21 protein-coding genes and 1 tRNA gene are annotated in these 25,178 nt (G+C 39.4%); 8 read left to right on the forward strand and 14 right to left on the reverse strand.

From position 1 onward, the window contains the following. Positions 1–25: 25 nt before the first annotated feature. From B5F08_RS04010 to B5F08_RS04020, 3 genes are read right to left on the reverse strand one after another with little or no spacing between them, the layout of a single operon-like run. Positions 26–1,090 carry an FAD:protein FMN transferase gene (locus tag B5F08_RS04010; RefSeq protein WP_087376603.1) on the reverse strand — a complete coding sequence of 355 codons (1,065 nt, stop codon included), beginning with the start codon at positions 1,088–1,090 and terminating at the stop codon, positions 26–28. Beyond that, positions 1,077–2,066, reverse strand: coding sequence for an ATP-binding protein (locus B5F08_RS04015; protein ID WP_087376605.1), 990 nt, complete (start codon positions 2,064–2,066; stop codon positions 1,077–1,079). The genes B5F08_RS04010 and B5F08_RS04015 overlap by 14 nt, the downstream gene beginning before the upstream one ends. 31 nt (positions 2,067–2,097) lie before the next feature. Further along, entirely contained in the window at positions 2,098–3,237 is a 1,140-nt protein-coding gene (locus B5F08_RS04020) for a DnaD domain protein (protein WP_158096207.1), read from the reverse strand. A gap of 220 nt (positions 3,238–3,457) precedes the next feature. On the opposite strand from B5F08_RS04020, the gene B5F08_RS04025 reads away from it, so the two are divergent. The 3 genes from B5F08_RS04025 to B5F08_RS04035 all read left to right on the forward strand — a co-directional run bounded on the left by B5F08_RS04025 (position 3,458) and on the right by B5F08_RS04035 (position 4,750). Continuing rightward, positions 3,458–3,533: transfer RNA gene (locus B5F08_RS04025), tRNA-Gly, on the forward strand. A gap of 80 nt (positions 3,534–3,613) precedes the next feature. Then, entirely contained in the window at positions 3,614–4,450 is an 837-nt protein-coding gene (locus B5F08_RS04030; RefSeq protein WP_087376609.1) for a PHP domain-containing protein, read from the forward strand. A 48-nt stretch (positions 4,451–4,498) separates the two neighbouring features. Next, positions 4,499–4,750: a TIGR03905 family TSCPD domain-containing protein gene (locus tag B5F08_RS04035; protein ID WP_087376611.1), complete on the forward strand. Its 252-nt coding sequence runs from the start codon at positions 4,499–4,501 to the stop codon at positions 4,748–4,750. Between the two features lie 62 nt (positions 4,751–4,812). Here the strand turns inward: B5F08_RS04035 and B5F08_RS04040 are convergent, their stop codons facing one another. Then, positions 4,813–5,244, reverse strand: coding sequence for a hypothetical protein (locus tag B5F08_RS04040; RefSeq protein WP_087376613.1), 432 nt, complete (start codon positions 5,242–5,244; stop codon positions 4,813–4,815). Between the two features lie 36 nt (positions 5,245–5,280). Next, on the reverse strand, positions 5,281–5,682 hold the full coding sequence (locus B5F08_RS04045; RefSeq protein WP_158096208.1) for a VOC family protein: 402 nt from the start codon (positions 5,680–5,682) through the stop codon (positions 5,281–5,283). A gap of 116 nt (positions 5,683–5,798) precedes the next feature. On the opposite strand from B5F08_RS04045, the gene thpR reads away from it, so the two are divergent. Beyond that, a complete protein-coding gene (thpR, locus tag B5F08_RS04050) occupies positions 5,799–6,308 on the forward strand; it encodes an RNA 2',3'-cyclic phosphodiesterase (RefSeq protein ID WP_087376616.1) in 510 nt (169 codons plus the stop codon). 7 nt (positions 6,309–6,315) lie between these two features. Here the strand turns inward: thpR and B5F08_RS04055 are convergent, their stop codons facing one another. Then, positions 6,316–7,071, reverse strand: coding sequence for a 4Fe-4S binding protein (locus tag B5F08_RS04055; protein WP_087376618.1), 756 nt, complete (start codon positions 7,069–7,071; stop codon positions 6,316–6,318). Between the two features lie 86 nt (positions 7,072–7,157). On the opposite strand from B5F08_RS04055, the gene B5F08_RS04060 reads away from it, so the two are divergent. After that, positions 7,158–7,865 (forward strand): SDR family oxidoreductase, encoded by a 708-nt coding sequence (locus B5F08_RS04060; protein WP_087376620.1) that lies wholly within the window; start codon positions 7,158–7,160, stop codon positions 7,863–7,865. Here the strand turns inward: B5F08_RS04060 and B5F08_RS04065 are convergent. From B5F08_RS04065 to B5F08_RS04075, 3 genes are all read right to left on the reverse strand, one after another. Beyond that, the gene (locus tag B5F08_RS04065) at positions 7,819–8,907 is read right to left on the reverse strand and encodes a helix-turn-helix domain-containing protein (RefSeq protein ID WP_087376622.1); all 1,089 of its coding nucleotides are present in this window, start codon (positions 8,905–8,907) and stop codon (positions 7,819–7,821) included. The two genes, B5F08_RS04060 and B5F08_RS04065, sit on opposite strands and share 47 nt — an antisense overlap. 131 nt (positions 8,908–9,038) lie before the next feature. Further along, positions 9,039–11,807 (reverse strand): AAA family ATPase, encoded by a 2,769-nt coding sequence (locus B5F08_RS04070; RefSeq protein ID WP_158096209.1) that lies wholly within the window; start codon positions 11,805–11,807, stop codon positions 9,039–9,041. After that, on the reverse strand, positions 11,804–12,940 hold the full coding sequence (locus B5F08_RS04075; RefSeq protein ID WP_087376626.1) for an exonuclease SbcCD subunit D: 1,137 nt from the start codon (positions 12,938–12,940) through the stop codon (positions 11,804–11,806). Before B5F08_RS04075 ends, B5F08_RS04070 begins: the two co-directional genes overlap by 4 nt. Before the next feature lie 166 nt (positions 12,941–13,106). On the opposite strand from B5F08_RS04075, the gene dinB reads away from it, so the two are divergent. Together dinB and B5F08_RS04085 are read left to right on the forward strand one after the other, a co-directional pair. Further along, positions 13,107–14,354 (forward strand): DNA polymerase IV, encoded by a 1,248-nt coding sequence (gene dinB, locus B5F08_RS04080; RefSeq protein ID WP_087376628.1) that lies wholly within the window; start codon positions 13,107–13,109, stop codon positions 14,352–14,354. A 42-nt stretch (positions 14,355–14,396) separates the two neighbouring features. Beyond that, entirely contained in the window at positions 14,397–14,624 is a 228-nt protein-coding gene (locus tag B5F08_RS04085; protein ID WP_087376630.1) for a hypothetical protein, read from the forward strand. Positions 14,625–14,659: 35 nt separating this feature from the next. On the opposite strand, the gene B5F08_RS04090 is transcribed toward B5F08_RS04085, so the two are convergent. The 5 genes from B5F08_RS04090 to B5F08_RS04110 all read right to left on the reverse strand — a co-directional run bounded on the left by B5F08_RS04090 (position 14,660) and on the right by B5F08_RS04110 (position 21,989). Then, positions 14,660–15,430, reverse strand: coding sequence for a hypothetical protein (locus tag B5F08_RS04090; protein ID WP_087376632.1), 771 nt, complete (start codon positions 15,428–15,430; stop codon positions 14,660–14,662). Between the two features lie 76 nt (positions 15,431–15,506). Beyond that, on the reverse strand, positions 15,507–16,640 hold the full coding sequence (locus tag B5F08_RS04095) for a hypothetical protein (RefSeq protein WP_087376634.1): 1,134 nt from the start codon (positions 16,638–16,640) through the stop codon (positions 15,507–15,509). Positions 16,641–16,805: 165 nt separating this feature from the next. Next, complete coding sequence (mfd, locus tag B5F08_RS04100) at positions 16,806–20,258, reverse strand: transcription-repair coupling factor (protein WP_087376664.1); 3,453 nt, start codon at positions 20,256–20,258, stop codon at positions 16,806–16,808. A 45-nt stretch (positions 20,259–20,303) separates the two neighbouring features. Beyond that, positions 20,304–20,900, reverse strand: coding sequence for an aminoacyl-tRNA hydrolase (pth, locus tag B5F08_RS04105; RefSeq protein WP_087376635.1), 597 nt, complete (start codon positions 20,898–20,900; stop codon positions 20,304–20,306). Positions 20,901–21,029: 129 nt separating this feature from the next. Further along, a complete protein-coding gene (locus tag B5F08_RS04110; RefSeq protein WP_087376637.1) occupies positions 21,030–21,989 on the reverse strand; it encodes a ribose-phosphate diphosphokinase in 960 nt (319 codons plus the stop codon). A 514-nt stretch (positions 21,990–22,503) separates the two neighbouring features. Here B5F08_RS04110 and ppdK point away from each other — a divergent pair. Further along, complete coding sequence (gene ppdK, locus B5F08_RS04115; RefSeq protein WP_087376639.1) at positions 22,504–25,128, forward strand: pyruvate, phosphate dikinase; 2,625 nt, start codon at positions 22,504–22,506, stop codon at positions 25,126–25,128. Positions 25,129–25,178 lie beyond the last annotated feature (50 nt).

A 25,178-nucleotide genomic window follows, 5' to 3' on the forward strand; every position in this document is an offset into this window, starting at 1 on the left:
CAGAAACATCGGGTTATTTTATGTCTCAAATTACAGTTACATCGCTCTCTGATATGCAGTCAGAATTTAACTTCATATTACTGTAAATACTTTCTGTAACAATACATGTACCGTCATTTTTAATAATCATAAAATCAAGGCTGTCAGTGCCAAGTTCTGAATATTTTTCGTTTTCATAAAACTCAACAGCCTTTTCACTTCCCATAACAAAAAATGCTGTGGAAAGTCCGTCAGCAACAAGTCCGTTTGAAGTAAAAATAGTCACCGACCCTATATCAGACTGGGCAGGATATCCTGTTTTGGGGTCTATTATATGGTGGTAAAAAACTCCGTTTTCGGTAAAGTTACGTTGGTATGTACCTGATGTAACTGCGGACATATCCTTTAATGAAACAGTTGCGCATATTTCCTTTCCGTCAGTCCATGTAATTCCCACATTGAAATCCTTTCCGTCAGGCTTAGTTCCAACTGTCACAACATTTCCGCCTATGCTTAAAACTGCGCTGTTACAGCCTGCATTTTTTATAGCTTCTGCAACCTTATCACCTATATATCCCTTTGCTGTGGCTCCCAAGTCTATCTGAACCTTTGGATCGTCCTTTACCACGTTATTATCCTGTAGGAAAATCTTATCAAAGCCAACAAAATTCAAAGCTTCTTCAATCTCTGATTCACTTGGAACTCTGTAGTTTCCGCCGGTAAATCCCCAAAGCTCCACAACGGGATAAATTGTTATATCAAGAGAGCCTTCGGTAAGCTCAGATATTTTCAGAGATTTTTCTATTATCTCCGCTGTTTCAGCGGAAACCTCCCGGGATTCGTTGTTGTTAACCTTATAAATATCTGAGTTTTCATTTGTTGTTGAAAGCAAGGCGTCATATCTGTAAAGCTCGTCTCTTGCCGCTTCTATGGCTTCCTTTGCGTTTTCTCCGTAAGCCGTTATATTCACAACAGTATCGAATACAAAAAACTCCGCTGTTTCCGTCTTTACTTCACTATTGCAGGAAGTCAAAACAAAACTTAAAAGTGCCATAATCAAACAAAGAAAAAATGATAAAACTCTTTTGCTTACTTTCTTATCTTCTGACAAGGTTTCTGACGTCCTTTCCCACAAAATTCAAAGTTCCGCAGTTTCCGGCAATTCTTGAAAGAAAACGTGTGGAATAAGCCGACTCAATGTTTTCAAAGCTCAAATTGGTGCTTATTATAATCGGCTTGCCCAGCAGAATTCTGTTATTCAGAATATTGTAAAGTGTTTTTGTGGAAAACTGATTAGAAAACTCAGAACCCAAATCATCAATAATAAGCAAATCACAGTTTGTAACCGCATCCTCTGTTTCCGAAAGGTCGTCGTATCTGTAGGAAAAGTGTTCCTTTTCAAGCTTTGATATGAGCGACGGAGCAGAAGCGTAAATTACACCGAAACCTTTATGAAGAACCTCATTTGCAATAGCTAAGCTCAAATGGGTTTTTCCAAGTCCGGGGCCGCCTTTCATCAAAAGATTTTTGCTTCCCTCTCCGAAAGTACTGGCGTATTTTCTGCAAAAAAGATATATCCTTTTCATATTCTCTCTGAGATTTATTCCGGATATCACTTCGTCCGGCTGTAAGGTATAATCAAACTTATCAAAGGTGGAAAGCTTCAAAGGAGCTATCCTGTTTATATCATCGCAGGCAACCTCAAACATAAGCTTTTTCATGCAGTCGCACTGGATGGAAATTCCGTTTTTTTCAATAATTCCGGTATCGGAACATATATTGCAGATAAACCTCGGTTCATCATAATCAAAGCTGTAGCCGTGCTTTGCAAGGAGCATTTTTCTTTCCTCCTGAAGTCCAAGACTTTGAACTTTCAGTTCCTCTATATGCTGTTTTACGTCTCCGCCCTTTACAACAGCTCTTGCGGCGGCTGAACCCAGAGAGCTTAACTTCCTGTCAATCTCCTCTATTCTTGGAATTTTATTGTAAATCTCCTGAAGCCTATAGTCGGCTTCACGCAAAGCCTTAGCTCTTCTCTGCTGCATTACCTCTTTTGCTTTTACATGAACACTGTAACCGTATCCCAAGGCCTGCACCTCATTTCTCTATAGTTTAAAATCAATCCTGTTCATCCAGAATACTTCTTTTTTCCAGCTCCCCTATATCGTAGGTTCGCTCTATATTGTAGCTGTGCTTTTTGTTGTGTATGCTCTGAGCTGTGTCAGAAATCTTTTTATCTCCTTTATCAGACATCATTCTTGCGGCATCGGCGCTTCTAAGCTCATCCATATTGAAAATCTTATTCTTGTGCCAGTTGCTTAGAATTCCGTTTATATAGTTCATCTCGTAAATACCTTTAGCATCCACACAGCGCTCGTAAGCTTCTCTAAGCATTTCATCGGAGAATTTCCATTCGGCAGTCCAGCGTGAAGCAAACTCCAGCTGTTTCTTTGTAGGAGAACCCACATTTTTAAAACCAAACACACGTGAAACTCTGTTCCATGCCTCACGTCTTTCTGTAAGGTCTTTTATTTTCTCATCAGCCTGTTCCATTGTAATAATGCCCTCGTCGGACCAGTTTATTGCTTCCTTTTCAACAGCGTGCATGTTGCCTTTATCAACACTGGCGCAGTACTGAATTATCATTATAAGAACCTCTGCAGGGACTCCATAAGTATCCCTGAGCATAAGCAGTGTTGCGGCGTCCCCTGAGGACAGAGTTTTGCCCAAAATCATCTGAGCCTCTTCCATCAAAGCCGCAAGCTCGCTGTCTGTGGAAAGCATACGTGCCACATGCTTTATATCAGGTCTTGAAGGACGTGTCAAAGGTCTTGGAGATTTTATAACAGGTGATGGCTGATATGTGTATCCGCTATCATCTCCTGTTTCATCATCAGCTTCAAACTCTTCCTGATGATAAAGCTTTTCCCTCTCTTCTTCTTTTTCCGGAGTTTCTTCCCTTTCCACAGAAGATATAACGCTCTCTGAGTTTTTAGCGGGATAAGGAGAAATCATATTTTCATCTACAGAAATCACTTCACGGTCTGCCCAAAAGTTTATGCAGTCCTTTACATCTCCCGGATGCATATCGAGAGCTGAACCGATTGACTCATAAGTCATGGCATGGTCTGAGTTTCTGAGAATATAAAGCAAAACTTTCAAGTGATAAGAGCTTGCAAGTTTAATATCATTATCAACAATTCGTGTAGGCACGGCAAAAACCGATGACCAACAGCCTAAATTCAAATTAAAAGACATAATATAATACCCTCCATTCAATAAATTTGTAAAACTTCTTTTCATTCACTCTATAACTTTAATTATACCACAAGTGCAGTTTCTCCGCCACTAAAATTTTTAAGGTGTATTTCACTGTCTAAAAGTCAAAAAATCTGCCTCTGAAAAAAATTAAATTTTTTTTGAAAAAAGTGTTGACAAATGAGGATTACTGTTATATAATAAACGAGCACTGAGGGATGCGGATGTAGCTCATCCGGTAGAGCGCCACCTTGCCAAGGTGGAGGTAGCGAGTTCGAGCCTCGTCATCCGCTCCATAAGCACTGAACATTGCGTTCGGTGCTTTTTTCATATCTAAAGTTTTATAACCTTTTCATTATTAACGGGAGATGTAAAAATGAACGGAGATTTACACTGTCACAGTTTGTATTCCGACGGTTCTACCGATATTGAAACAATTATTACCACAGCGGTAAAACTGAAGCTTTCAACAATCGCTGTAAGCGACCACGATACTTTTGCCCAGTACCCTGAAGCTCAGAAAATCGCTGACCGTGAAAACATCAGACTTCTCAAAGCCTGTGAAATTTCAACACGTGACCCTCTTACAAGAAGACGTGTTCACATTCTTTGCTATCTTCCCCAGGATGAAAACCCTTTAAATGAGCTTTTTGAAACTACAAATCAAAGCCGTGAAAAATCTATAGAAAAATCCATAGAGGTAATATCAAAAGACTACCCTATTGATTATGAAATACTCAGAGAAAAACGTGGTAAATATAAAAGCGTTTTTAAGCAGAGTATCATAGCTTTACTTATGGAATTGGGTTATGAAACAAAAATATTCGGCGAGCTTTTCAACTATTATTTCAGAGGAGAAAACCCGAAGGCTTTATTTCCTGTGGAATATCCGGATGTGCGCACAGCTATTGACACAGTAAGAAGCTGTAAAGGTGTGGCGGTTATGGCTCACCCCGGTGTTTACAACAGCTATGAGCTTTTGGAAAATCTGTGCAAGGAAAACATGATAGACGGCATAGAGGTTATGCACCCGAGAAATAAAGAGGGTGATTTTGATTATCTCTCTTCCCTTGCGGATAGATACAATCTTATCAAAACCGGCGGTTCCGATTTCCACGGATTTCACTCTATGACCCCAAGACCTCTCGGCAGTTGTTTTACAACAGACAGAGAAGTCGAAAAGATTTTAGCGCTTGCCGAGAAAAGAAAGTAATTAAATTCACAATTTAAGATATACAAAACTAAGGAAGGAAGTATAAATATGAAATATGCATACACACCAAAGGGAGTTTGTTCCAGAAAAATCAATTTTGAAATTGAGGACGGCGTTGTTAAAAATGTAAGCTTTACAGGCGGATGCAACGGCAACCTTAAAGGAATTTCTGCCCTTGTTGAGGGAATGGAAGTTGAAGAAGCTATAAACAGACTTGAGGGCATAACCTGCGGAATGAAGTCAACTTCATGTCCTGACCAGTTCTCAAAAGCTCTTAAAGCAGCTTTAAACCAGGACTGATTTTTTAAATATCAACACAAAACAAAAAGGTAACGAAGACGCTTGTCCCGTTACCTTTTTTATTATGCCAAAATACTTCTAAAATCCTCTTCCGTAACTGTTATACAGTCAAGTATTCCCTGATTAAGGACTGATGAACTTTCGTTGTCACTGTAAATCTCTCTGTATACTTTTCCCTCAGAAAATCTTATTTTTACATATATGGTTGTTTCGTCGGTTTCACCGCAGTTTATCAAAACATACTCCGGTTCAACCTCACTTAGTTCTTCTGTATAGTCCTTACTGTTGTCTGCATTGTTTATAATACTGTCAAGAATCAAAAGCTGGTCAGCATCGCTGTTAACATTTAATTCCTTTACAAGCTTTTTGCTGCCGCAGTCGTAAATTTCAAAAACATTGGTTCTATTCTTCACTTCCGGCATATATTCGCCTTGTGAACATCCTGAAAAAATAAACATGCATACAAAAGCTAAAATAAGGGCTGCTTTCTTCATATTTTTTCTTTCCTCCGTTTTATCCGTCGAAATTTATCAGAAATTTCCCATCTCAATAAATTCGATTTCCTCTCCGTCAGGACCTTTTATAAATATGTTTCTAAGGCCGCCGAAAAGCTCAGGCATATTTACAATTTCCTCAGTCATAAAGCTGTCAACGCCTTTTTCTTTGAGGTATTCAATAACCTTAGGCAAATCCACAACCGTAATTGCCACGTGAGTTATCGCTCCTGATGGAAGTTTTTCCGGAACTTCGTTTTCTATGAGTTCAAAATCAACGCCGAACAAATTCACCAAAGCCAATTTCTTAACTCCGATATCTGTTTTCAGTTCTCCACGGTTATGACACTTTCCGCCTATTTTTTCATACCACTTTATACTGTTTTCCAAATTTTCAACAGCTATTGCTACATGAGCCAATCCTTTACAAAGTTCCAAAGTAAAGCACCTCCGACTTTTATTATGATGAAAAATTTCGTTGTAATATACTCACGCCTATGATAGAATATATCACAACTACATTATATCACTTTTTTTCAGGGAGTAAATAGGCGATGAGATTATTTATTGCAATAAATTTTGACAAAAACTTTAAAGACGGACTAATAAACATACGTGAAGAACTGAGAAATCAAAGTGTTTTCGGTAATTTCACCTTGGATGAGAACCTGCATTTAACACTGGCTTTTATAGGAGAAACTAAGAATATTCAGGGTGCTAAAAATGCCGTTGACCGAGCTTTTCAAAATTTTAAAAGCTTTAAAATTACAACTGAAAAAATCGGTAAATTTTCTGACCTTTGGTGGGTAGGAATTAAGGAAAATATATCTCTCATCACAGCCGCAGAAAATATTCAAAAAGAGCTTATTGCCTCCGGCTTTAACATAGAAAAAAGGAAATTCAAGCCACATATAACCATAGCAAGACAGGTGGTTTCAAAAGAAAAAATCTTTATTACTCCCCCACACCTTACCATGAATGTTTCAAGAATTTCCCTTATGCAGTCCTCAAGAATTTCCGGCAAGCTTTGTTACACGGAAATCTACGGAAAAGATTTATTGTGATTTAAAATCAAAGGAAGCACTCTATCTCCCTTGGTTTTAAGAAGTTCTGCTCCAATTTAAGTTTTATGTGTTCAGCCTCAAAGCTTCTGGCTTCTCTTGGACAGACTTTTGAACAGCGCATACAGTTTATGCAGACGTTGTTGTCTATGAACATTGTTTCTCTGTTGATAGCTCCCACAGGACAGCTTTCTGCACACAAACCGCAGAAATTACAAAGTCCCTCTATCCATGTCTTTATCATTTTAACAGGCTTAGGCTCAGGCATTGGATTTCCCGGAACAGAAATTTCTGAAAGTTCTCCGCTTTCAAGCTTTCCGTTTATTTTTTCTGCAAAAGCCTTTATTATCTCTTCGTCCTTATCGTTAGGTCTGCCCTTTCCAAGTTTGTCAGAATAAATGTGAGGAATTATGCAGGCAATAGCTCCTATACAGATGAAACCTCTTTCATCTAATATATTTTTAAGCTGAGCTATAGTATCATCGTAGTGTCTGTTCCCGTAACATGCCACAATAATACAAGGAGTATTGTTTCCCTTTACGTTTTTATAAAGATTTTCAATAGGAGGTATTCTGCCGGCATAAACAGGAACTGAGGCTATAAAAAGTTCCTTATGGGTAAATTCCTCTGTTTTTTCTCTGTTTCCCATAACCGTAAAATCTATTTCTTTAACAGGCAAACCAAGACCGTCGCAGAAAATATCCACAGCTTTTTTTGTGCCTCCTGTAGGGCTGAACCATGTTTTTACAGCTGTATATGTACTCATTAAAAACTCCCCTTTATTTTATTTGTATATAATTATAAAATAAACCGGAAAGAATTTCAATAAACAAAAAATATGAGGTGACCACAATGTTTAAAAACAAAGTAGCCGTTGTAACAGGCGGCGCACAGGGAATCGGAAAAGCAATAGCCGATGAATTTAAAAAGGCAGGCGCTCATGTCTGCATAATCGACAAAATAGAAAATGAATATTTTACAGGAGATATAGCCGAAGAGGAAACACTCGTAAAATTTCATGACAAGGTTATTTCCGATTACGGACATATAGATTTCCTTGTAAACAACGCAATGAAATCTATGGGCGGAATTTTTGACTGCTCCTGGGAAGATTTCAATTATGCTCTTAGAATAGGTGTTTCCGCTCCGTATATGCTTTCAAAGCTTTTTATGGATGATTTTAACAAGGGAGGCTCAATAATAAACATTTCATCCTCACGTGACAGAATGAGCCAGAGAAACACAGAAAGCTATACAGCGGCAAAGGGCGGTATTTCTGCTTTAACTCACGCCCTTGCAGTATCTCTTTCCGGAAAAGTAAGAGTTAATTCGATTTCTCCCGGCTGGATTGACACTGACTTTACCGAATATTCAGGAGCAGACGCCTTTCAGCACCCGGCAGGCCGTGTAGGAAATCCTCTGGACATAGCAAACATGGTGCTTTTCCTTTGTTCCGATAAAGCTTCATTTATAACAGGAGAAAATATCTGCATAGACGGCGGAATGACAAAGCTTATGATTTATCACAATGACTTTGGCTGGAAGCTTGAGGAAAACTAATATCAGCTTTTAGTTTCTTATAAATTTCCGTTTCACGCAAAAACTTTATAGAATCGTTATTTTCAATCTCATAAAAAAGAGTTCTTTTCAATATTTTCTCCAAATCCTTGTGGTCCTTTGTTTTTACAAAACGGTAAAGAGGGGATTTATTCCCTTTCCATTTTTCCTCTGTGGAGTCCATAAGCATTGAAAGCACCTTTTTCAATTCATCACTGTTTTCCCCCACTGAACACAGATATAAAAATTTCGGTATATAGATATTGTATTTCTGCATATCGAATAATTCTGCGGCCTTTGCAGAAACCTCTGAAATATACTTTGCATCTTCAACGTTTCCGATTTTCACAGTGGTCTGCATAAGTGCAGTCATATCAGATAATATTTCCGTAACAGATAAAAGCAGCTTTTCTTCCAAAAGTAAGGCTGCTTTTTCATATTCGCCTTTTTTCAAAGCAAGATTTATTTTTAGCTGTTTCTTATCTACAGGAAGTTTATCCGGGATTTCATCTATGATTTTTTCGGCTTTTTCGTACTCTTCTTTTTCAATAAATTTATTGACAACAGAGGACTGAGCCATGGATTTTATATTTGTATCGCCGCTTTGACAGGCTTTCTCGTACCATGAAAAAACCTCGGCTTCATCGTAATCGCTTTGAATATTTCTTCCCTTCTCCATAATAGCGGAATTTTCTATTATTATGGCGCAATACAAAATCAACTCGTCGCTTTCTGGATATTCACTTATCTTTTCTTTTGCCGCTTCAAAAGCTTTTTCTGTGCTCTCATAAATTGCAATTTTTGAAAGCTCATTTAAAAACATGGCGAGTTCTTCCCTCGTAAGGTCATTTTTAAAAGACAAAAGTGTGTTTAAATCCGTTTTCAAGGCTCTTGCCAAAACAGGCAGCAAGGTTATATCCGGAAATGAACTGCCTTTCTCCCACTTATTGACGGCGGGCGCAGTCACACCCAAAATTGACGCAAGCTGTTCTTGGGTATATCCTCTCTCTATTCTCTTTTCCTTTATTGTATGGTTGATTTTCATGTTATCACCTTCTTTAATCCTATTATAACAAAAGCATTTTCCTCCTTCAATTGAACCGTTATAAATATAACCCTTCAAAAATTAACCGTTGGTTAAAACAAAAGACGGCGCAAACCACGCCGCCTTTTACATCAAATTTTTATTTCGACCTTACTTCCGTAATTTTTCTGCTTGGTAACTACAATTTGTCTGTCTATTCTCTCTTTAAGCTCCGACACATGGGAAATTATTCCCACCGGCTTATTTCCTGCGGTAAGCTCCTGCAAAACACCTATAGCCTGATTTAAAGATTCATCGTCCAGAGAACCGAAACCCTCGTCTATAAACATGGAGTCAACCTGAATACCTCCGGAGGACGACTGTATCTCGTCGGACATACCCAAAGCAAGTGACAAAGAAGCTTTAAAGGCTTCACCGCCTGAAAGAGATTTTACGCTTCTCTTTGTTCCGTTATAGTGGTCTATAACGTCAAGCTCCAAGCCGCTTTGGGCTCTTCCCTTGTCGCTTTCCGTTCTTCTCACAAGCTCATATTGTCCGTAACTCATTCTCATAAGCCTTACATTTGCTCTGTTTATTACCCTGTCAAAATAAGTCATTTGGATAAAAGTTTCTATAGATATTCTGTCCTTGCCGGAAAGATTGCCGGAAGCTGTATCGGACAAAAGCTTTACCATCTGATATTTTTTCTCGGATTTTTCCAGTTCCACGGTATATTTTTTTATGTTATCAACCGCAGTTTTATTGGAAGAAAGACGTAGATTGTATTCTTTCTGATGTTTTTGAAGCTCCTCTTTTTCTTTCAACAGCTCTGATTTTTTACTGTTAAGCTCCGCAAAGTCAAAGCTTGCCATATTTTCAAGCTGATTTTTAAGCGTTGAATGAGATGCTTTTTTCTCATCCAGTTTATTTTTAAATTCCTGATATTCTTTAAAAGCTTTCTCGTGTGCAGATGTTATATCATCCTTTTGTTTTTGCAGCTTCTCTATATGAAGCTTTGCGTCATTTTCGCTTTTAAAGGTAAGCTTTTCTTTTTTCTCCTTTAATTCCTTTTCAAGATTTTTTATCTCTTCATTTATTCTTGCCAGTTCAATTTCACTTCTGTGCTTTTCCTCTATTGCCTTATTCAAAGAGCTTTCAAAAATCGGTATATCTTTTTGAGCTTTCTCCTTTATTCTTCCGTTTTGTTCCTCTTTCTTTATTTGCAGGTCAAGGGATTTAATTTCTTCGGACAATTTTTCGCTTTCTGAATTTATAATTTCAACAGCCTTTTTTCTGTCCTTTTCTCCGGTAAACTCTTCCATTTTACTGTAAATGTTATCCCTTGCTATTTCAAAAGTGGATTTTGCCTGATTCAACAACGTAAGTGTATCCAAAACAGTGTTTCTATATTTTTCAACTTGACTTTTTTCTTTTTCAAGCTGTTCTCTTGAAACTGTTTCCTTTGAAACCTTAGCAGGGTTTGGATGTGAAAGTGAACCGCAAACAGGACATGGGCAATTATCTTTTAAATTTTTCGCCAAAAAGCCTGCCTGCTCATCAAAAAAGTTTCTTTCCTGCTGTTCATATACAGCTTTTTTAGTTTCGTAATCTGTTTTTTCTTTTTCGTATTTTACTGCTAACCTTTTGTAATCCTCATTCAACTTTCTTACATTTGGCATAAGGGAAATAATTTCATCCGTCTGACCTTTTCTCTGCATAAGATCGGATTTTTTGTTTTTCAGCTTTTCAACCTGAACCTCCGCATCTCCTAATTTTTCACAGATGTCCTTTGCTTCTTTAAGCTTTTCAGAAAAAGTTCTTTCCGACTTTTCTGCGTTTTGATAATTTTTCTCTATAAAATCCGCTCTTTCTGCGGATTTTTTTCTTTTGCTTTCCAGTTCGTCCAGTTCCTTATATAGGGGAAGCTTTTCTTTTTCTTCTCGTATATTTTCAGTCAGTGTTTCTGACAAAGGAAGCTTGCTTTCCGCATCTTTTAACTCAGCTTCTGACTTTTGAACTTTCATTTCAAAGCTTTCTATTTCTCTTTTTGTCAGATTTATCTGCTCCTGTGTTTTTTTGTAAAGCTCTGCCTGTCCTAAGTTTTGGTTTATCTTTTCAAGCTCTTTTTCCGTACTTGAAATTTTTTCTTCCGACTCCTTTAAAAATATTTCGTCAGCATCCATCTGACTTTTAAAAAATTCAAGAACTTCATTAGAATATACGGCGTTTTTAGATTTTCTTATTTCTTCAAATCTTTCTTTGTTTTCTCCGTAATACTGACCGCTTTCAACAAATCTGAGAATATTTTTCTGAGTGTCCTCACAGTCCCTTTTACTCTCTGAAACATTCTCTTTCAGGCGCTCCTGCAATTTTCTGTATGGCTCTGTTCTGAAAATATCACGGAAAATTTTGCTTCGCTCCTCCGTATCAGCAAAAAGCAGCTTTAAAAAATCCCCCTGGGCAATCATGACTATTCTGGTAAACTTACCCCTGTCAAGACCTGTTATCTCCTTTATGGCTTCGTTTACCTCTTTTATTTTTGTGACCGTTGTTCTTCCGTCTGAAAATGTAAGCTCTGCGTCGGCTGTTTCCTTTGTAAATCCGTCGCCCTTGAGCTTTTTCCTTTTGTACTCAGGATTTCTTTTTACCGTGTAAATTTTATCCTTATAGGAAAACTCCAGCTCAACATATGTTTTCACGTTTTCATCGGCATACTTGCTTCTCAGCATATCTGATTTTCTGTTATCTCCGCTTGGTTCTCCGAAAAGCGCAAAGGTTATTGCGTCAAAGATAGTTGTTTTTCCCGCTCCGGTGTTTCCGGTTATGAGATAAAGTCCACTGCTTCCCAGCTTTGTAAAATCCACAACAACTTTATTGGGATATGGACCGAATGCGCTTATTGTAAGTTTTAAAGGTTTCACAGCTCTTCCTCCCAAACTTCTTCCATAATATTTTTTATAAAACTTTTTTCTTCATCATCCATAGAAATATTATTTTGAAGCTTATAAAGCTCTTCAAACATTTCAAACGGAGATTTATCCTCAACCGGCTGTACTGCGTCCACACCGTTGTTATTCATCGTCCTTGTGTTTTTGTAATCAAGGATCATAATATTTTTATATACAGCTCTGAGCTTATTTATAGCATCAGGAATATCTTTTTCGTCTGTCAAAATTATTTTATAGTAATCGTCGAGATTAAGTCCTTTATAAAATTCCCTGTCTGTCACATCCATGTAGCTTCCCTCTATTATTTTCATATCACGGAGAGGTTTAAGCTCACGGGTTTTTATTGAAATTTCGCCTTTCTTTCCTGTTTCCACAATAGTTACTGACTTTTTGTGGCTGGCCTCTGAAAAGGAATATTTTAAAGGTGTTCCGCAGTAACGCAATGTTTCCGTGGAAATATTTTGAGGTCTGTGTATATGTCCCAATGCCACATAATCAAAGCCTTCAAACACGTCAGCGTTTACATTATCAATACCGCCAACTGATACCTCCTCAGAGTCACTTTTTAATGCGCCTGTGACAAACTGATGGGCAAGCAGTATATTTATTTCATCTTCTTTTGTTTCAGCCTTTTCCAATGCAAGCTTCACACAGTCGTTGTAGGTTTCTATTGTCTTATCCTCAAAAAAAGGCCTTACCGTAGAGGGCTTTACAAAAGGAAGCATAAATATATTAACTGTTTCATCCTTTTCTTTAAGGGTTACTTTTTCCGGCGCACCTTTAAAAACCGATGCTATATAGATATCCCTGTCCTTGACTATTCTTGAGCCAAACTCCAGTCGCTCTGCCGAATCGTGGTTACCGCTTATTATAAAAACCTTAACTCTTGTATTTGAAAGTTCTGTGAGAAAATCGTCGAATATTCCCACAGCCTCACCGGAAGGAATTGTCTTATCGTAAACATCGCCGGAGATAAAAACTCCCTGACAATGTTCTTCATTTATAATTTTAAGTATTTCCTTCAATATATATTTCTGGTCTTCCGCCATATTAAATTCGTTAACCTTTTTTCCTATATGTAAATCGGAAAGATGAACAAACTTCATTTCAATCCGCCTTTCTTCTGTATTATCAAGCAATTAAATTATATCACAAAGAAAATTCCGCCTCAATATAAAAAATTTTTCAATTCCATAAAATACCTATTGACATTATCGAAAATTAGTTCTATAATTATATCAAACAAATTTTCGTCAAGGAAGGCGATTGTTCATGAGGTATATTCTCCACAGTGATTGCAACAGCTTTTATGCGTCGGTGGAATGTCTTTACCGACCCGAAATCCGAAACAAACCGGTAGCCGTAAGCGGAAACGCCGACGACCGACACGGAATTATTCTGACCAAAAATCAAATTGCCAAAAATTTCGGCGTAAAAACAGGCGAAGCCATATGGCAGGCAAGACAAAAGTGTCCCGAACTTGTTACTGTTCCTCCTAATTTTCCGTTGTATAAAAGATTTTCAAAAATGACAAGGGAAATATATGGAGAATACAGCGAAAAAGTGGAGCCTTTCGGTCTTGACGAAGCTTGGCTTGATATAAGCGGAAGGGATATGAATTTCCAAAAAGCCAAAGCAATAGCCGAGGAAATACGTGGAAGAATTAAATATGAGCTTGGCATAACTGTGAGCATCGGAGTAAGCTTTAATAAAATATTTGCAAAGCTTGGAAGCGACTACAAAAAGCCTGATGCAGTTACTGTTATAACTGATAAAAATTATAAATATATAGTTTGGCCTTTGCCTGTTGAAAATCTTCTTTTTGTAGGGCCTGCCACAAAGAAAAAACTTAACAACATGGGCATATACACCATAGGAAATCTGGCAAACTGCCCCCTGGATACACTCGTTTCAGTTTTCGGAAAAAACGGAAATCTTCTCAATCAATTCGCAAACGGCAGTGACAAAGCTTCTGTGGCATTTTCTATAAGTCATCAGGATGTTAAAAGTATAGGAAACTCAACAACCACCTACAGAGATTTAAAAACAGTTGAGGACATAAAGATTGTAGCTTTTGTTCTTTCCGACAGTGTAGCAAGAAGACTTAGAGAACAAAACCTAAAGGCTTGGGTTGTAGGCGTTTCAATAAGGGAAAATAACCTTAACTCCTTTACACGCCAGCGCAAGTTAAGTATTCCCACCGATATAACAGAAGAAATTGCCGAAAACGCTATAGACCTGTTTTTGAAAAACAAAGGAGAAACCCCTTTGAGAAGCATAGGAATAAGTTTAAGCGAGCTTATCCCCTCTGACACACCTGTGCAGATGAGTTTCTTCTGTAATGCCAAAAACAATAACAGGCTTCATAATTTAGACTGCGCTGTTGACAGTTTAAAAAAACGATTTGGCTCATACTGTGTTCAGCCGGCAGTTATGCTAAACGACCCACGTCTTTCCGGCTTTAATCCAAAGGATGACCATACTATACACCCTGTTGGATATTTTACAAAGTATATTTAATCCAAATAATCTGTATGAAACCACATTTACTGAGGTGATAATATGAAACAATATGTATGTGTTACGGCGCAGTTTGACTGTGAAGGAAGAATTATGCCTATAAAGGTTCACTGGGAAGACGGCAGAACCTTTGAAATCGACAGGATAACAGATATAAGAAGAGCCGCCTCTTTAAAAGCCGGCGGCGCAGGAATAAGATATACTTGTCTTTTATTAGGTAAACAAAGATACCTTTTTCTTGAAGAGGACAGATGGTTTGTAGAAATTTAAAGGGCAGGCGCTTAAAGCGTCTACCCTGTTTTTAATTATTCGTAGTCGATATAATCGTTGATATATTTACTGTTTTTTCTTGAAGAAGAACTGTAAATATCCCTGTCGGATGAGGAGAAAGAACTTATATCTTCATAACCCGGAGTTTTTCTCGGCTGAGAAGATTTTCTTGTATAAGTCTTTACATAATCGTCTGCAAACTGACTTTGCTGTGATGCAGAACGTCCGTAACCGTCATCGTAAAAATCCTGAGATGGCTGTGAATTGGTACGTCTTACACCGCCGTCAACATATCTGCTGCCCTTAATAGAATTGTAAGAGTCATACTTTCCGCTTTCATCATAGGCTCTTCTTGTACTGCCGGATGATGAAGCAGGTCTTCTCTGACCTTGCTGAGGTTTAGCAGTTGAAGCCTGCTTTGTTCTTCCCCTGCTTTGCTGTGTTGAATTTACTCTTTTTCTGTTGGCGGCCTTGGCATTTCTAATGTATGCGTCTCTGCGTTTTTTAGCAATAGCTCTCTGTCTTTTTGATGACAAAACAGCATATGTTATTCCCAAAAGACCCACAACAACAAGACCTATTCCAACGTATAAAATCCATTCGCCGTCGTCACTTTTTCCGTTATTCTCCTTGATAAAGTTAAAATCTTCTCCGGACTGTTCCCCGCCCTGCTGAAGATTAAGAGAAATTTCCTCCCAATCATCGCTGGACAGCTCATCTGCGCTTACGGTAAAAATTGATGAAAAAGAAAAACACATAATCAATGCAAGGAAAAAAGATATTGTGATTCTTTTCATTTTCGCCATATACTCCTCATTCTCCTTCTGCACTTTGGCAAATCCCTAAAGTAATAAGTTAAATCCGGCAGAGCAAATAACTATATTACTCGAACATTGATGGTTTATAAGAATTAACTACGCTTGTATTCTCCTGAATTCCCAGCTCTTCTGCCTTTGCTGTAAGCATATCCTGGAATTCTTCTGACTTCATTGCGCTGAGTACGTTGAAGCTGTTTGTTTCGTCTTCAATATAATCAGCAACTGAATCAGCTATAGGAGCTTTATAAATAAGGTAGTAATAAGCATTTTCTGCTTCGCCTACTTTTACAAGAGAAGCTTTTCCCTCTTCAAGTTCATTCAACGCAGCAACAACATCTTCGTTGAGTGATGACTCGTCAAGATTTTCAACTGCGCTTGTTGATGGGTCTGACTCAAGCTCTTTTAAAGCTGTATACTCTACCATCTGCTCTGCAAAGGTTCCTGCGCCGTTGTTGATGTTGTCAGCGTATCCCTGAAGTGTGGATTCGATTTCTGCAATATCCTCATCGGACATAGCTGTGTATGTTGTTGAGCCTGAGTCATCTGTTGCAGAATCTGCAAGACGAACGCTCAAATAGCTGTAGCTTGTGTAATTCTCTGTAAAGTAATTTGTAAGGTCTTCTGTGCTTACTGCTGTTTCTTCATCATTGATGTAGATTTCTTCAAACAAAGCTGTCTGTTTTGCAGAAGCCATGTAGCTTGCTCTTTCAAAGCTTTCGTAAGATACACCGTAAGGCTCAAGTATATCCTTATAAGGAGTTGGCATCATGCCGTATGCAAGGTACATATCGTAGTATGGTCCAAGGTTCCAGTCATTGTCAGCTGATTCCTTAGCGGCTGCCTCATCCTCTGCTGTGAGTGTAAGGCCTCTTGCTTCAAACTCTTCTTCGATTGTAAGAATATTCTTTGTGAGTTCCTTTGCAGTGTCAACAATCCAATCCTTAGCAACTGCTGTTTCGCCGTCGTCATCAGTGATTGTAAGGTTAAGAAAAGACTTTTCCGCATCGTAACCTTCTGCGGATGAAGCATATGTTGCTGCCTGATTATATGCAGTATAGAGGGCATAAATATAAACGCCTATCTGCATCTCATTGTCATCAACCTTGTATGACCATTCCGGTTTTGTACTGCATCCTGAGATTGACATAATCATAAGCACCGCCAAAAAAGCAGCGGTGATTTTTTTGATTGCTTTCATAAAAAATTACCGTCCTTAAATAAAATTCATCATCGTTTAACGATGACAGCATATATCGGTAATTATACACCAAATATTCACTGTTGTCTATAAAAATCTATAATTTTACAAATTTTCATAAAACATTCACCATTTAACTGGCTGATTTGCACTTATAGGCATTTTTTATTTTTTTAGGTTTGTAAAAACCTCAAGCAAAAACTCAAGAGGTTTTTCATTTTTTGAAGCCTTAATAAGTATATAAGGCTTCTTTCCTGCATTTAAAAATGCTTTTCCGGCATTTTTTACCACTATATCCATAGCTTCTTCAGACTTTATATTTCTCAGGTAAAGCAAAAATCCGCTGTCATTCTGTCTTATTTCATAAACGCCAAAAGCGTTCGCCATATTTCTTATCAGAGCAATATCAATAAGTCCCACAACACTTTGAGGCGGCTCACCGAAACGGTCTATAAACTCATCGGTAACATCATGGGCGTCCTCATCGTTTCTGATATCTGCAATTCTTCTGTATGCGTCAAGCCTTGTGGAAAGGTCGGAAATATAGCTTTCCGGAATATGCGCCTGAACCGCAACGTCGATAAGACAGTCAATCTCCGGATTTGTGGTTTTCTCTCCCTTTTCCTCTTTTACCGCATCGCCCAAAAGCTTCAGATACATATCGTATCCTACATCCTCCATATGGCCGTGCTGTTTTGCACCCAAGATATTTCCAGCTCCTCTAAGCTCCAAATCTCTCATGGCAATTTTAAATCCTGAACCGAACTCGGTAAATTCTCTTATTGCATTGAGCCTTTTTTGAGAAATATCGCTTAACACCTTGCTTCTGTTGAATGTAAGATAAGCATATGCACGTCTGCTGGAACGTCCTACACGACCTCTGAGCTGATGAAGCTGTGAAAGTCCCATACAGTCAGCGTTTTCTATTATCAATGTATTTGCGTTGGGCAGGTCAACACCGGTTTCTATTATTGTAGTGCATACAAGAACATTTATCTTTTGTTCCAGCATTTCCTCCCAAACCTTAGAAAGCTGATGTTCTGACATTTTTCCGTGTCCCACACCAACGGAGGCTTCCGGTATCCTTTTTGCAATGGACGCCGCAAGGCTGTCTATTGAATCAACTCTGTTGTGCAGATAGAAAACCTGTCCTCCTCGCCTAAGCTCTCTTCTTATGGCTTCGTTTATGACAGCTTCATCATGTTCAAGTACATAAGTCTGAACAGGCTGTCTGTCCTGGGGAGCTTCCTCTATTACAGACATGTCCCTTATTCCGCTCATTGCCATATTAAGTGTTCTTGGAATAGGTGTTGCGGACAATGTAAGTACGTCGATATTTTTATACCATTCCTTGAATTTTTCCTTTTGAGCAACTCCGAAACGCTGTTCCTCATCTATTATCACAAGTCCCGGGTCACGGAATTTAACATCCTTTTGAACAAGCCTATGGGTTCCGATAATTATATCTATCTCCCCTCTTTCAAGCTTTTCAAGAATATCCTTCTGCTGTTTTGCAGTCCTGAATCTTGAAAGAAGCTCTATTCTGATAGGATATCCGTCAAATCTTTTTAAAGCGGTTTGATAATGCTGCCAAGCCAAAATCGTAGTAGGACAAAGCAAAGCGCACTGTTTGCTGTCGCATACACATTTAAAAGCGGCACGCAGGGCAACCTCCGTCTTTCCAAAGCCTACATCTCCGCAAAGCAGTCTGTCCATAGGAGCTGTTTTCTCCATATCGCCCTTAATCTCGTCAATACATCTGAGCTGGTCAGGAGTTTCCTCATATTCAAAACAAGCTTCAAAATCCTTCTGCCATTCGGTATCGGCTGAAAAAGCATGACCCTTTGCGCTCATTCTGGCAGAATACAAGGCAATAAGCTCCTTTGCCATATCCTTAACGGCGGCTTTAACCCTTGTTTTTGCTTTCTGCCATTCCGTACCTCCGAGACGGCTTATCTTGACTGTGGAATTTTCCTTAGGCCCTATATATTTTGAAACCAGGTCAAGCTGAGTAACCGGCACATAAAGCACGTCACCCTTTGCATAGCTTATCTTTATATAGTCCTTTACAATTCCCTGGGTATCAATTTTGTGAATACCTCCGAAAATACCGATACCATGGGTTGAATGAACCACATAATCACCGGGAGTCAGCTCTGAAAGACTGTATATAGCCTCACCGCTTTTTATTGTCTTTCTCTTTTTAGAGGGCTTTGCCGGAATAAGGCTGTGGGTAATAAGCATAAAATTCAGGCTGGGATATTCAAAGCCTGAAGAAAGACTTCCGCCTGTAACGTATATTATTTCCTTTTCCGCCTCTTCCAAATTTGTGGAATAAACCGCATTGTAATTTCTGTCACGAAGCAGTGAAGCCACGTTTGCGGCGGCTTTTTCTGTTCCTGCCAAAATCACAACAGCTTTATTTTTAAGGGTTATACCCTCCAAATCATCACAGAGAGCTGTCACTGAGCCGTTCCAGGGAGAAAGCTGTTTAGCTGTAAAGGGAACCAATGCGTCAAGCCTGATATCATATCCTCCCCTTGAAAAATTGTCAAGGTAGATACATGTATTTTCACTTAAAATTTCATCAAATGTTCCGTGGCTTATGCTGTAGGTTTCAAAGCCTCTGCAAAGTATTCCGTCGGAAAAATATTCTTTCAAGTCCTCTGAAAATCTGAACTCACTGCCTTTGATTCTCTCACGGACATTTATAAGCTCCGACACAAAAAACACCGTATTATCATCGGCATAATCCAAAAGTGTGGCGGTTTTTTCATATACAAGACCTATAAATTTATCCATTGAACCTATTTTTATATTATTTTCAATATCATCGGCTTCACGGTACAGTCTTTCCTTGGCAAGAGCGCTGTTTTTACCTTTAAGCAAATCGGCTTTATGCCTTATTTTACCGGCAAGCTCCTGATTATCTGAAACCAATATTTCAGTGGATGGAGCTAAAAGAATATTTTCACAGCTCTCTGTACGCCTTTGAGTTTCTATATCAAAGAAATTAAGGGTATCTATTTCATCGCCCCAAAATTCCGCCCTTACAGGGTAATCGCTTTCAGGAGGAAAAAAGTCTAAAATTCCTCCACGCCTTGAAAACTGTCCCTTACCTTCAACATTGGCACAGTTTTCATATCCCAAAGTGCTTAAAATTTTACAGCATTTATCCGGAGAAATTTCCTTTCCCGGCATCAGGCTCAGAACTGAAGCCTCAAGATTTTCCATAGGGATTGTAAACTGCATTGCGGCGTCTGCACAGGCAACTACAACTTCGCACTGAGATGTTATAATGCTCAAAAGTATTTCTATTCTTTTATGCTCATACTCCCTTGATTTTCCACTTACATCTGCAAATATAAAATCTCTCACCGGATAAAAATAGGCTTTTATTCCCATAGAACAAAGGTCGTTTGTGAGCTGCTGTCCTTCCCTTTCATTGGAGACAATACAAAAACACTTTTTTCTGTCTTTTCTACATAATGTCCCGATAATATTCGCCTTATGTATCTCTGTTACGCCTGTCACCAGCACAGAGTTTTTGCCATAAGTAAAGCTTTCTATTTTTTGAAATTCCGGGGACTGTTCCATTACTTTGTCCAGAAAATTCATCATCTATATCATCTCCCTTTCTAAATCTGCTTTTATACCGATTTATCAGTTGTATTTATTCATAGCTTCCGCTATTTTTCCGTTAATAATAAGTCTTGCCGCATCGGCAGCATCCTTTGTCTTTTCTTCAAGTATTTTCTGTTCATTGGCTGAAAAGCTAGAAAGCACCCAGTCAGCCAAGTCCCAGTTTGGATTAGGTTTTGCTCCTATTCCCATCTTTATTCTCGGGAATGTATCAACACCGCTTAAATAAATTATGCTTCTCATTCCCTTTTGACCGCCGTCACTTCCCTTTCTTCTTATTCTCATTTTGCCTACATCAAGGGAAATATCATCAAAAATTACAAGAACATTTTCAGCAGGCACTTTATAAAACTGCATAGCCTCTACAACCGCCTGTCCGCTGTTGTTCATATATGTCTGAGGCTTCATTAAAAGCACTTTTTTTCCGTCTATTGTACAGCTTCCTATAAGTGACTTGTATTTCAGTTTGTTTATTTTGCAGTCATAGATTTCTGCAATTTTATCTATAGCTATAAATCCCATATTATGGCGAGTATTTTCATATTCTCTTCCGGGATTTCCAAGTCCCACTATTATAAATTCACAGCCTGAACCAAAATTTTTATTTTTTCCGAACATCAAATCATTCCTTTTCAACAGGGTGATATCAAATTATATTATCAAAAAACTATTTAACAAACACCAAAAAGGAGTGCGCAGCTACGCACCCCTTATTATATCTCATAAATATTGAGTTATTTGGCGAAATTAACCGAAAATCTGAGAAACAGGTCTGTCGGCATAAATTCTCTCGATAGCCTCTGCAAATACAGGAGCAACAGGGAGAACTGTGAACTTGTCCAGCATTCTTTCCTTTGTGAAAGGAATTGTATCAAGGAGAACAAGCTCTTTGATAACGCTGTTCTTAATTCTGTCAAGAGCAGGACCTGAAAGAACTGCGTGAGTTGCACATGCATAAACCTCAGTAGCTCCTGCTTTCTCAACGAGAGCAGCTGCAGCGTTGCAAAGTGTACCGGCTGTATCGATCATATCGTCAACAAGGATAACCTTCTTGCCCTTAACCTCACCGATGATATTCATAACCTCTGATACGTTTGCTTTCTGTCTGCGCTTGTCAACAATAGCAAGCGGGCAGCCGATTTTTGCTGCAAAGTTTCTTGCTCTTGTAACTGAACCCAAGTCAGGAGAAACAACAACATAATCATCTGTAGCAGAACCGATTTTCTCTTTCATATGGCGAGCAAGAATAGGTGCGCCAACAAGGTGGTCAACAGGAATATTGAAGAAGCCCTGAATCTGATTAGCATGAAGATCCATGGTAAGGACTCTGTCTGCTCCTGCTGCTGTAATAAGGTCTGCGCAAAGCTTTGCGGAAATCGGATCTCTTGCTTTTGCCTTTCTGTCCTGACGAGCATAACCGAAATAAGGCATAACTGCTGTGATACGTCCGGCAGAAGCACGCTTCATAGCGTCAATCATGATTAACATTTCCATGAGATGATCATTAACAGGAGTGCATGTAGACTGAACAATAAAGCACTCGCTTCCTCTTACAGACTCGTGAAGAGAAACAGCAATCTCTCCGTCACTGAAAGTTGTACAGTCGCTCTTACCCAAAGGAAGTCCAAGTATACCTGCTATACCCTGAGCAACATCTCTGTTGGAACTGCCGGAAAAGATCTTAATATCCTTGCCGTGAAAATTCATATAAAATCCCCCTGTAGTTAGTAGTAAAACATCGGCACACCGGACGTCTTTATTTTCTTCATTGTCAAGGTTTGCTTGCCTGTCCAATTTATAAGATACGCAAATTATTATGTAATATACATAATTAGTAATATCCCTATAGCGATAATGTCTTTAAAACATTTCACACACAAAAAAGACAACAACAAAAAACCATCGAAGGCATAAAAAACAATCGACAGCATGCACCATAAAGTTCTGTTGAAACATAACTATACAATCCAATTATCTCATAAAATTTGATTTTTTCAAGGGGAAAAAGTATTTTTGTTAGAATTAAACTACATTTTTATCGAATTATACAAGATAACTGTCAAAAGTTGGGTAGATTTTTTCAAAAAAACTCAGAAAAATTTGTAAAAACATATAGCTATTTTTGCAAAAGTTTGTTATAATACTAAATAGGCTTAGGGATGTACGTGCGCTTTTGTCGTACAAGTACATTCAAGCGGAATTTATTAAGGAGGTTTTTACAATGGGCCACAAGTATGTTTACTTATTCTCAGAGGGCGACGGCTCTATGAGAGAGCTTCTCGGCGGTAAAGGTGCTAACCTTGCCGAGATGACAAAACTCGGTCTTCCTGTTCCACAGGGCTTTACTATTTCAACAGAGGCTTGTACTCAGTATTATGAGGACGGCAGAAAGATTAATGATGAAATCCAGGCAGAGATCATGGAGAACATCGTTAAGATGGAAGAGATCACAGGTATGAAATTCGGTGATAAGGAGAATCCTCTCCTCGTTTCCGTTCGTTCAGGCGCAAGAGCTTCCATGCCCGGTATGATGGACACAATCCTCAACCTTGGTCTTAATGAAGAAGTTGTAGAAGTACTCGCTGCTAAATCAGGCAATCCTCGTTGGGCTTGGGACTGCTACAGAAGATTTATCCAGATGTATTCCGACGTTGTTATGGAAGTCGGCAAGAAATATTTTGAAGAACTCATCGATGAGATGAAAGAGAAGAAGGGTGTAACTCAGGACGTTGAGCTTACAGCTGAAGATCTTAAAGAGCTTGCAAATCAGTTCAAAGCTGAGTACAAGGAGAAGATCGGCACAGACTTCCCAACTGATCCTAAGGAGCAGTTGATGGGCGCTGTTAAGGCTGTTTTCCGTTCATGGGACAACCCACGTGCAAACTTCTACAGAATGCAGAACGAAATCCCATACTCATGGGGTACAGCTGTTAACGTTCAGATGATGGCTTTCGGTAACATGGGCGATACATCCGGTACAGGTGTTGCATTTACACGTGACCCTGCTACAGGTGAGAAGAAACTCATGGGCGAATTCCTTATGAACGCACAGGGCGAAGACGTTGTTGCTGGTGTTAGAACACCACAGCCAATCGCACAGCTTCAGGAAGTTATGCCTGAGGTTTACGAGCAGTTCGTAAAGATCTGCGGTATCCTTGAGAATCACTACCGTGATATGCAGGATATGGAGTTCACAATCCAGGATAAGAAACTCTATATGCTCCAGACAAGAAATGGTAAGAGAACAGCTGCTGCTGCTCTTAAGATTGCTTGCGATCTCGTTGACGAGGGCATGATTTCTGAAGAAGAAGCTCTCCTCATGATCGATCCTAAGCAGCTTGACGCTCTCCTCCACCCACAGTTCGACGCTGCAGCACTTAAGGCTGCAAAGCCAGTTGCTCATGCTCTTCCTGCTTCCCCAGGCGCTGCTTGCGGTAAGATCGTATTCACAGCTGAAGATGCAGTAGCACAGGGCGAAAAGGGCGAGAAGGTTGTACTTGTTCGTCTTGAGACATCTCCAGAAGATATCGAAGGTATGCACTATGCACAGGGTATCCTCACAGTTAGAGGCGGTATGACATCTCACGCTGCTGTTGTTGCTCGTGGTATGGGTACATGCTGCGTATCTGGTTGCGGCGAAATCAAGATGGACGAAGAGAACAAGAAGTTCGAGCTTGCTGGCAGAACATATGTTGAGGGCGATTACATTTCTCTCGACGGTTCTACAGGTAACATCTATGGCGAGGCTATTCCTACAGTTCCTGCTTCAATCGGCGGCGACTTCGGAAGAATTATGGACCTTGCTGATAAATACAGAACTCTCCAGGTTAGAACAAATGCTGATACACCAAAGGATGCTGCTCAGGCAGTTAAGTTTGGTGCACAGGGTATCGGTCTTTGCCGTACAGAGCACATGTTCTTCGAGACAGACAGAATTGCTGCTATCAGAGAGATGATCTGCTCCGATACAGTTGAGCAGAGAGAGAAAGCTCTTGCAAAGCTTGAGCCAATGCAGCAGGGCGACTTCGAGCAGCTCTACATTGCTCTTGAAGGAAAGCCAGTTACAATCAGATTCCTCGATCCTCCTCTCCACGAGTTCGTTCCAACAGAAGAGAAGGACATCGAGCTCCTCGCTGAGACACAGGGTAAGACAGTTGAAGAGATTAAGGCTATTATTGCTTCTCTCCACGAGTTCAACCCAATGATGGGTCACCGTGGCTGCCGTCTTGCAGTAACATACCCAGAAATCGCAGTAATGCAGACAAAGGCTGTTATTAAGGCTGCTTTGGCTGTTAAGGCTTCAAAGGGTTATGACATCGTTCCTGAAATCATGATTCCTCTCGTTGGCGAAGTTAAAGAACTTAAGTTCGTTAAGGACGTAGTTGTTAAGACTGCTGACGAAGTTATCGCAGCTTCAGGTGTTGAAATGAAGTACAAGGTTGGTACAATGATCGAGATCCCAAGAGCTGCTCTTACAGCTGATGAGATTGCTAAGGAAGCAGAGTTCTTCTCATTCGGTACTAACGACCTTACTCAGATGACATTCGGCTTCAGCCGTGATGACGCTGGTAAGTTCCTCAATGCTTACTATGAGCACAAGATTTATGAGAACGATCCATTCGCAAGACTCGACCAGGTTGGCGTAGGCAAGCTTGTTAAGATGGCAGCTGAGCTCGGTAGAGCTACACGTCCTGACATCAAGCTCGGTATCTGCGGCGAGCACGGCGGCGACCCAACAACAATTGAGTTCTGCCATAAGGTTGGTCTCAACTATGTATCTTGCTCACCATTCCGTGTGCCGATTGCTAGACTTGCAGCAGCTCAGGCAGCTATCAAGAATAAGTAATCAAAACTAAAATTTAATTTCAGATTAACTTCTGAATAACGGACAGGCAT

The sequence above is a fragment of the Anaeromassilibacillus sp. An172 genome (assembly GCF_002160515.1).
Lineage (GTDB): Bacteria > Bacillota > Clostridia > Oscillospirales > Acutalibacteraceae > Limousia > Limousia pullorum.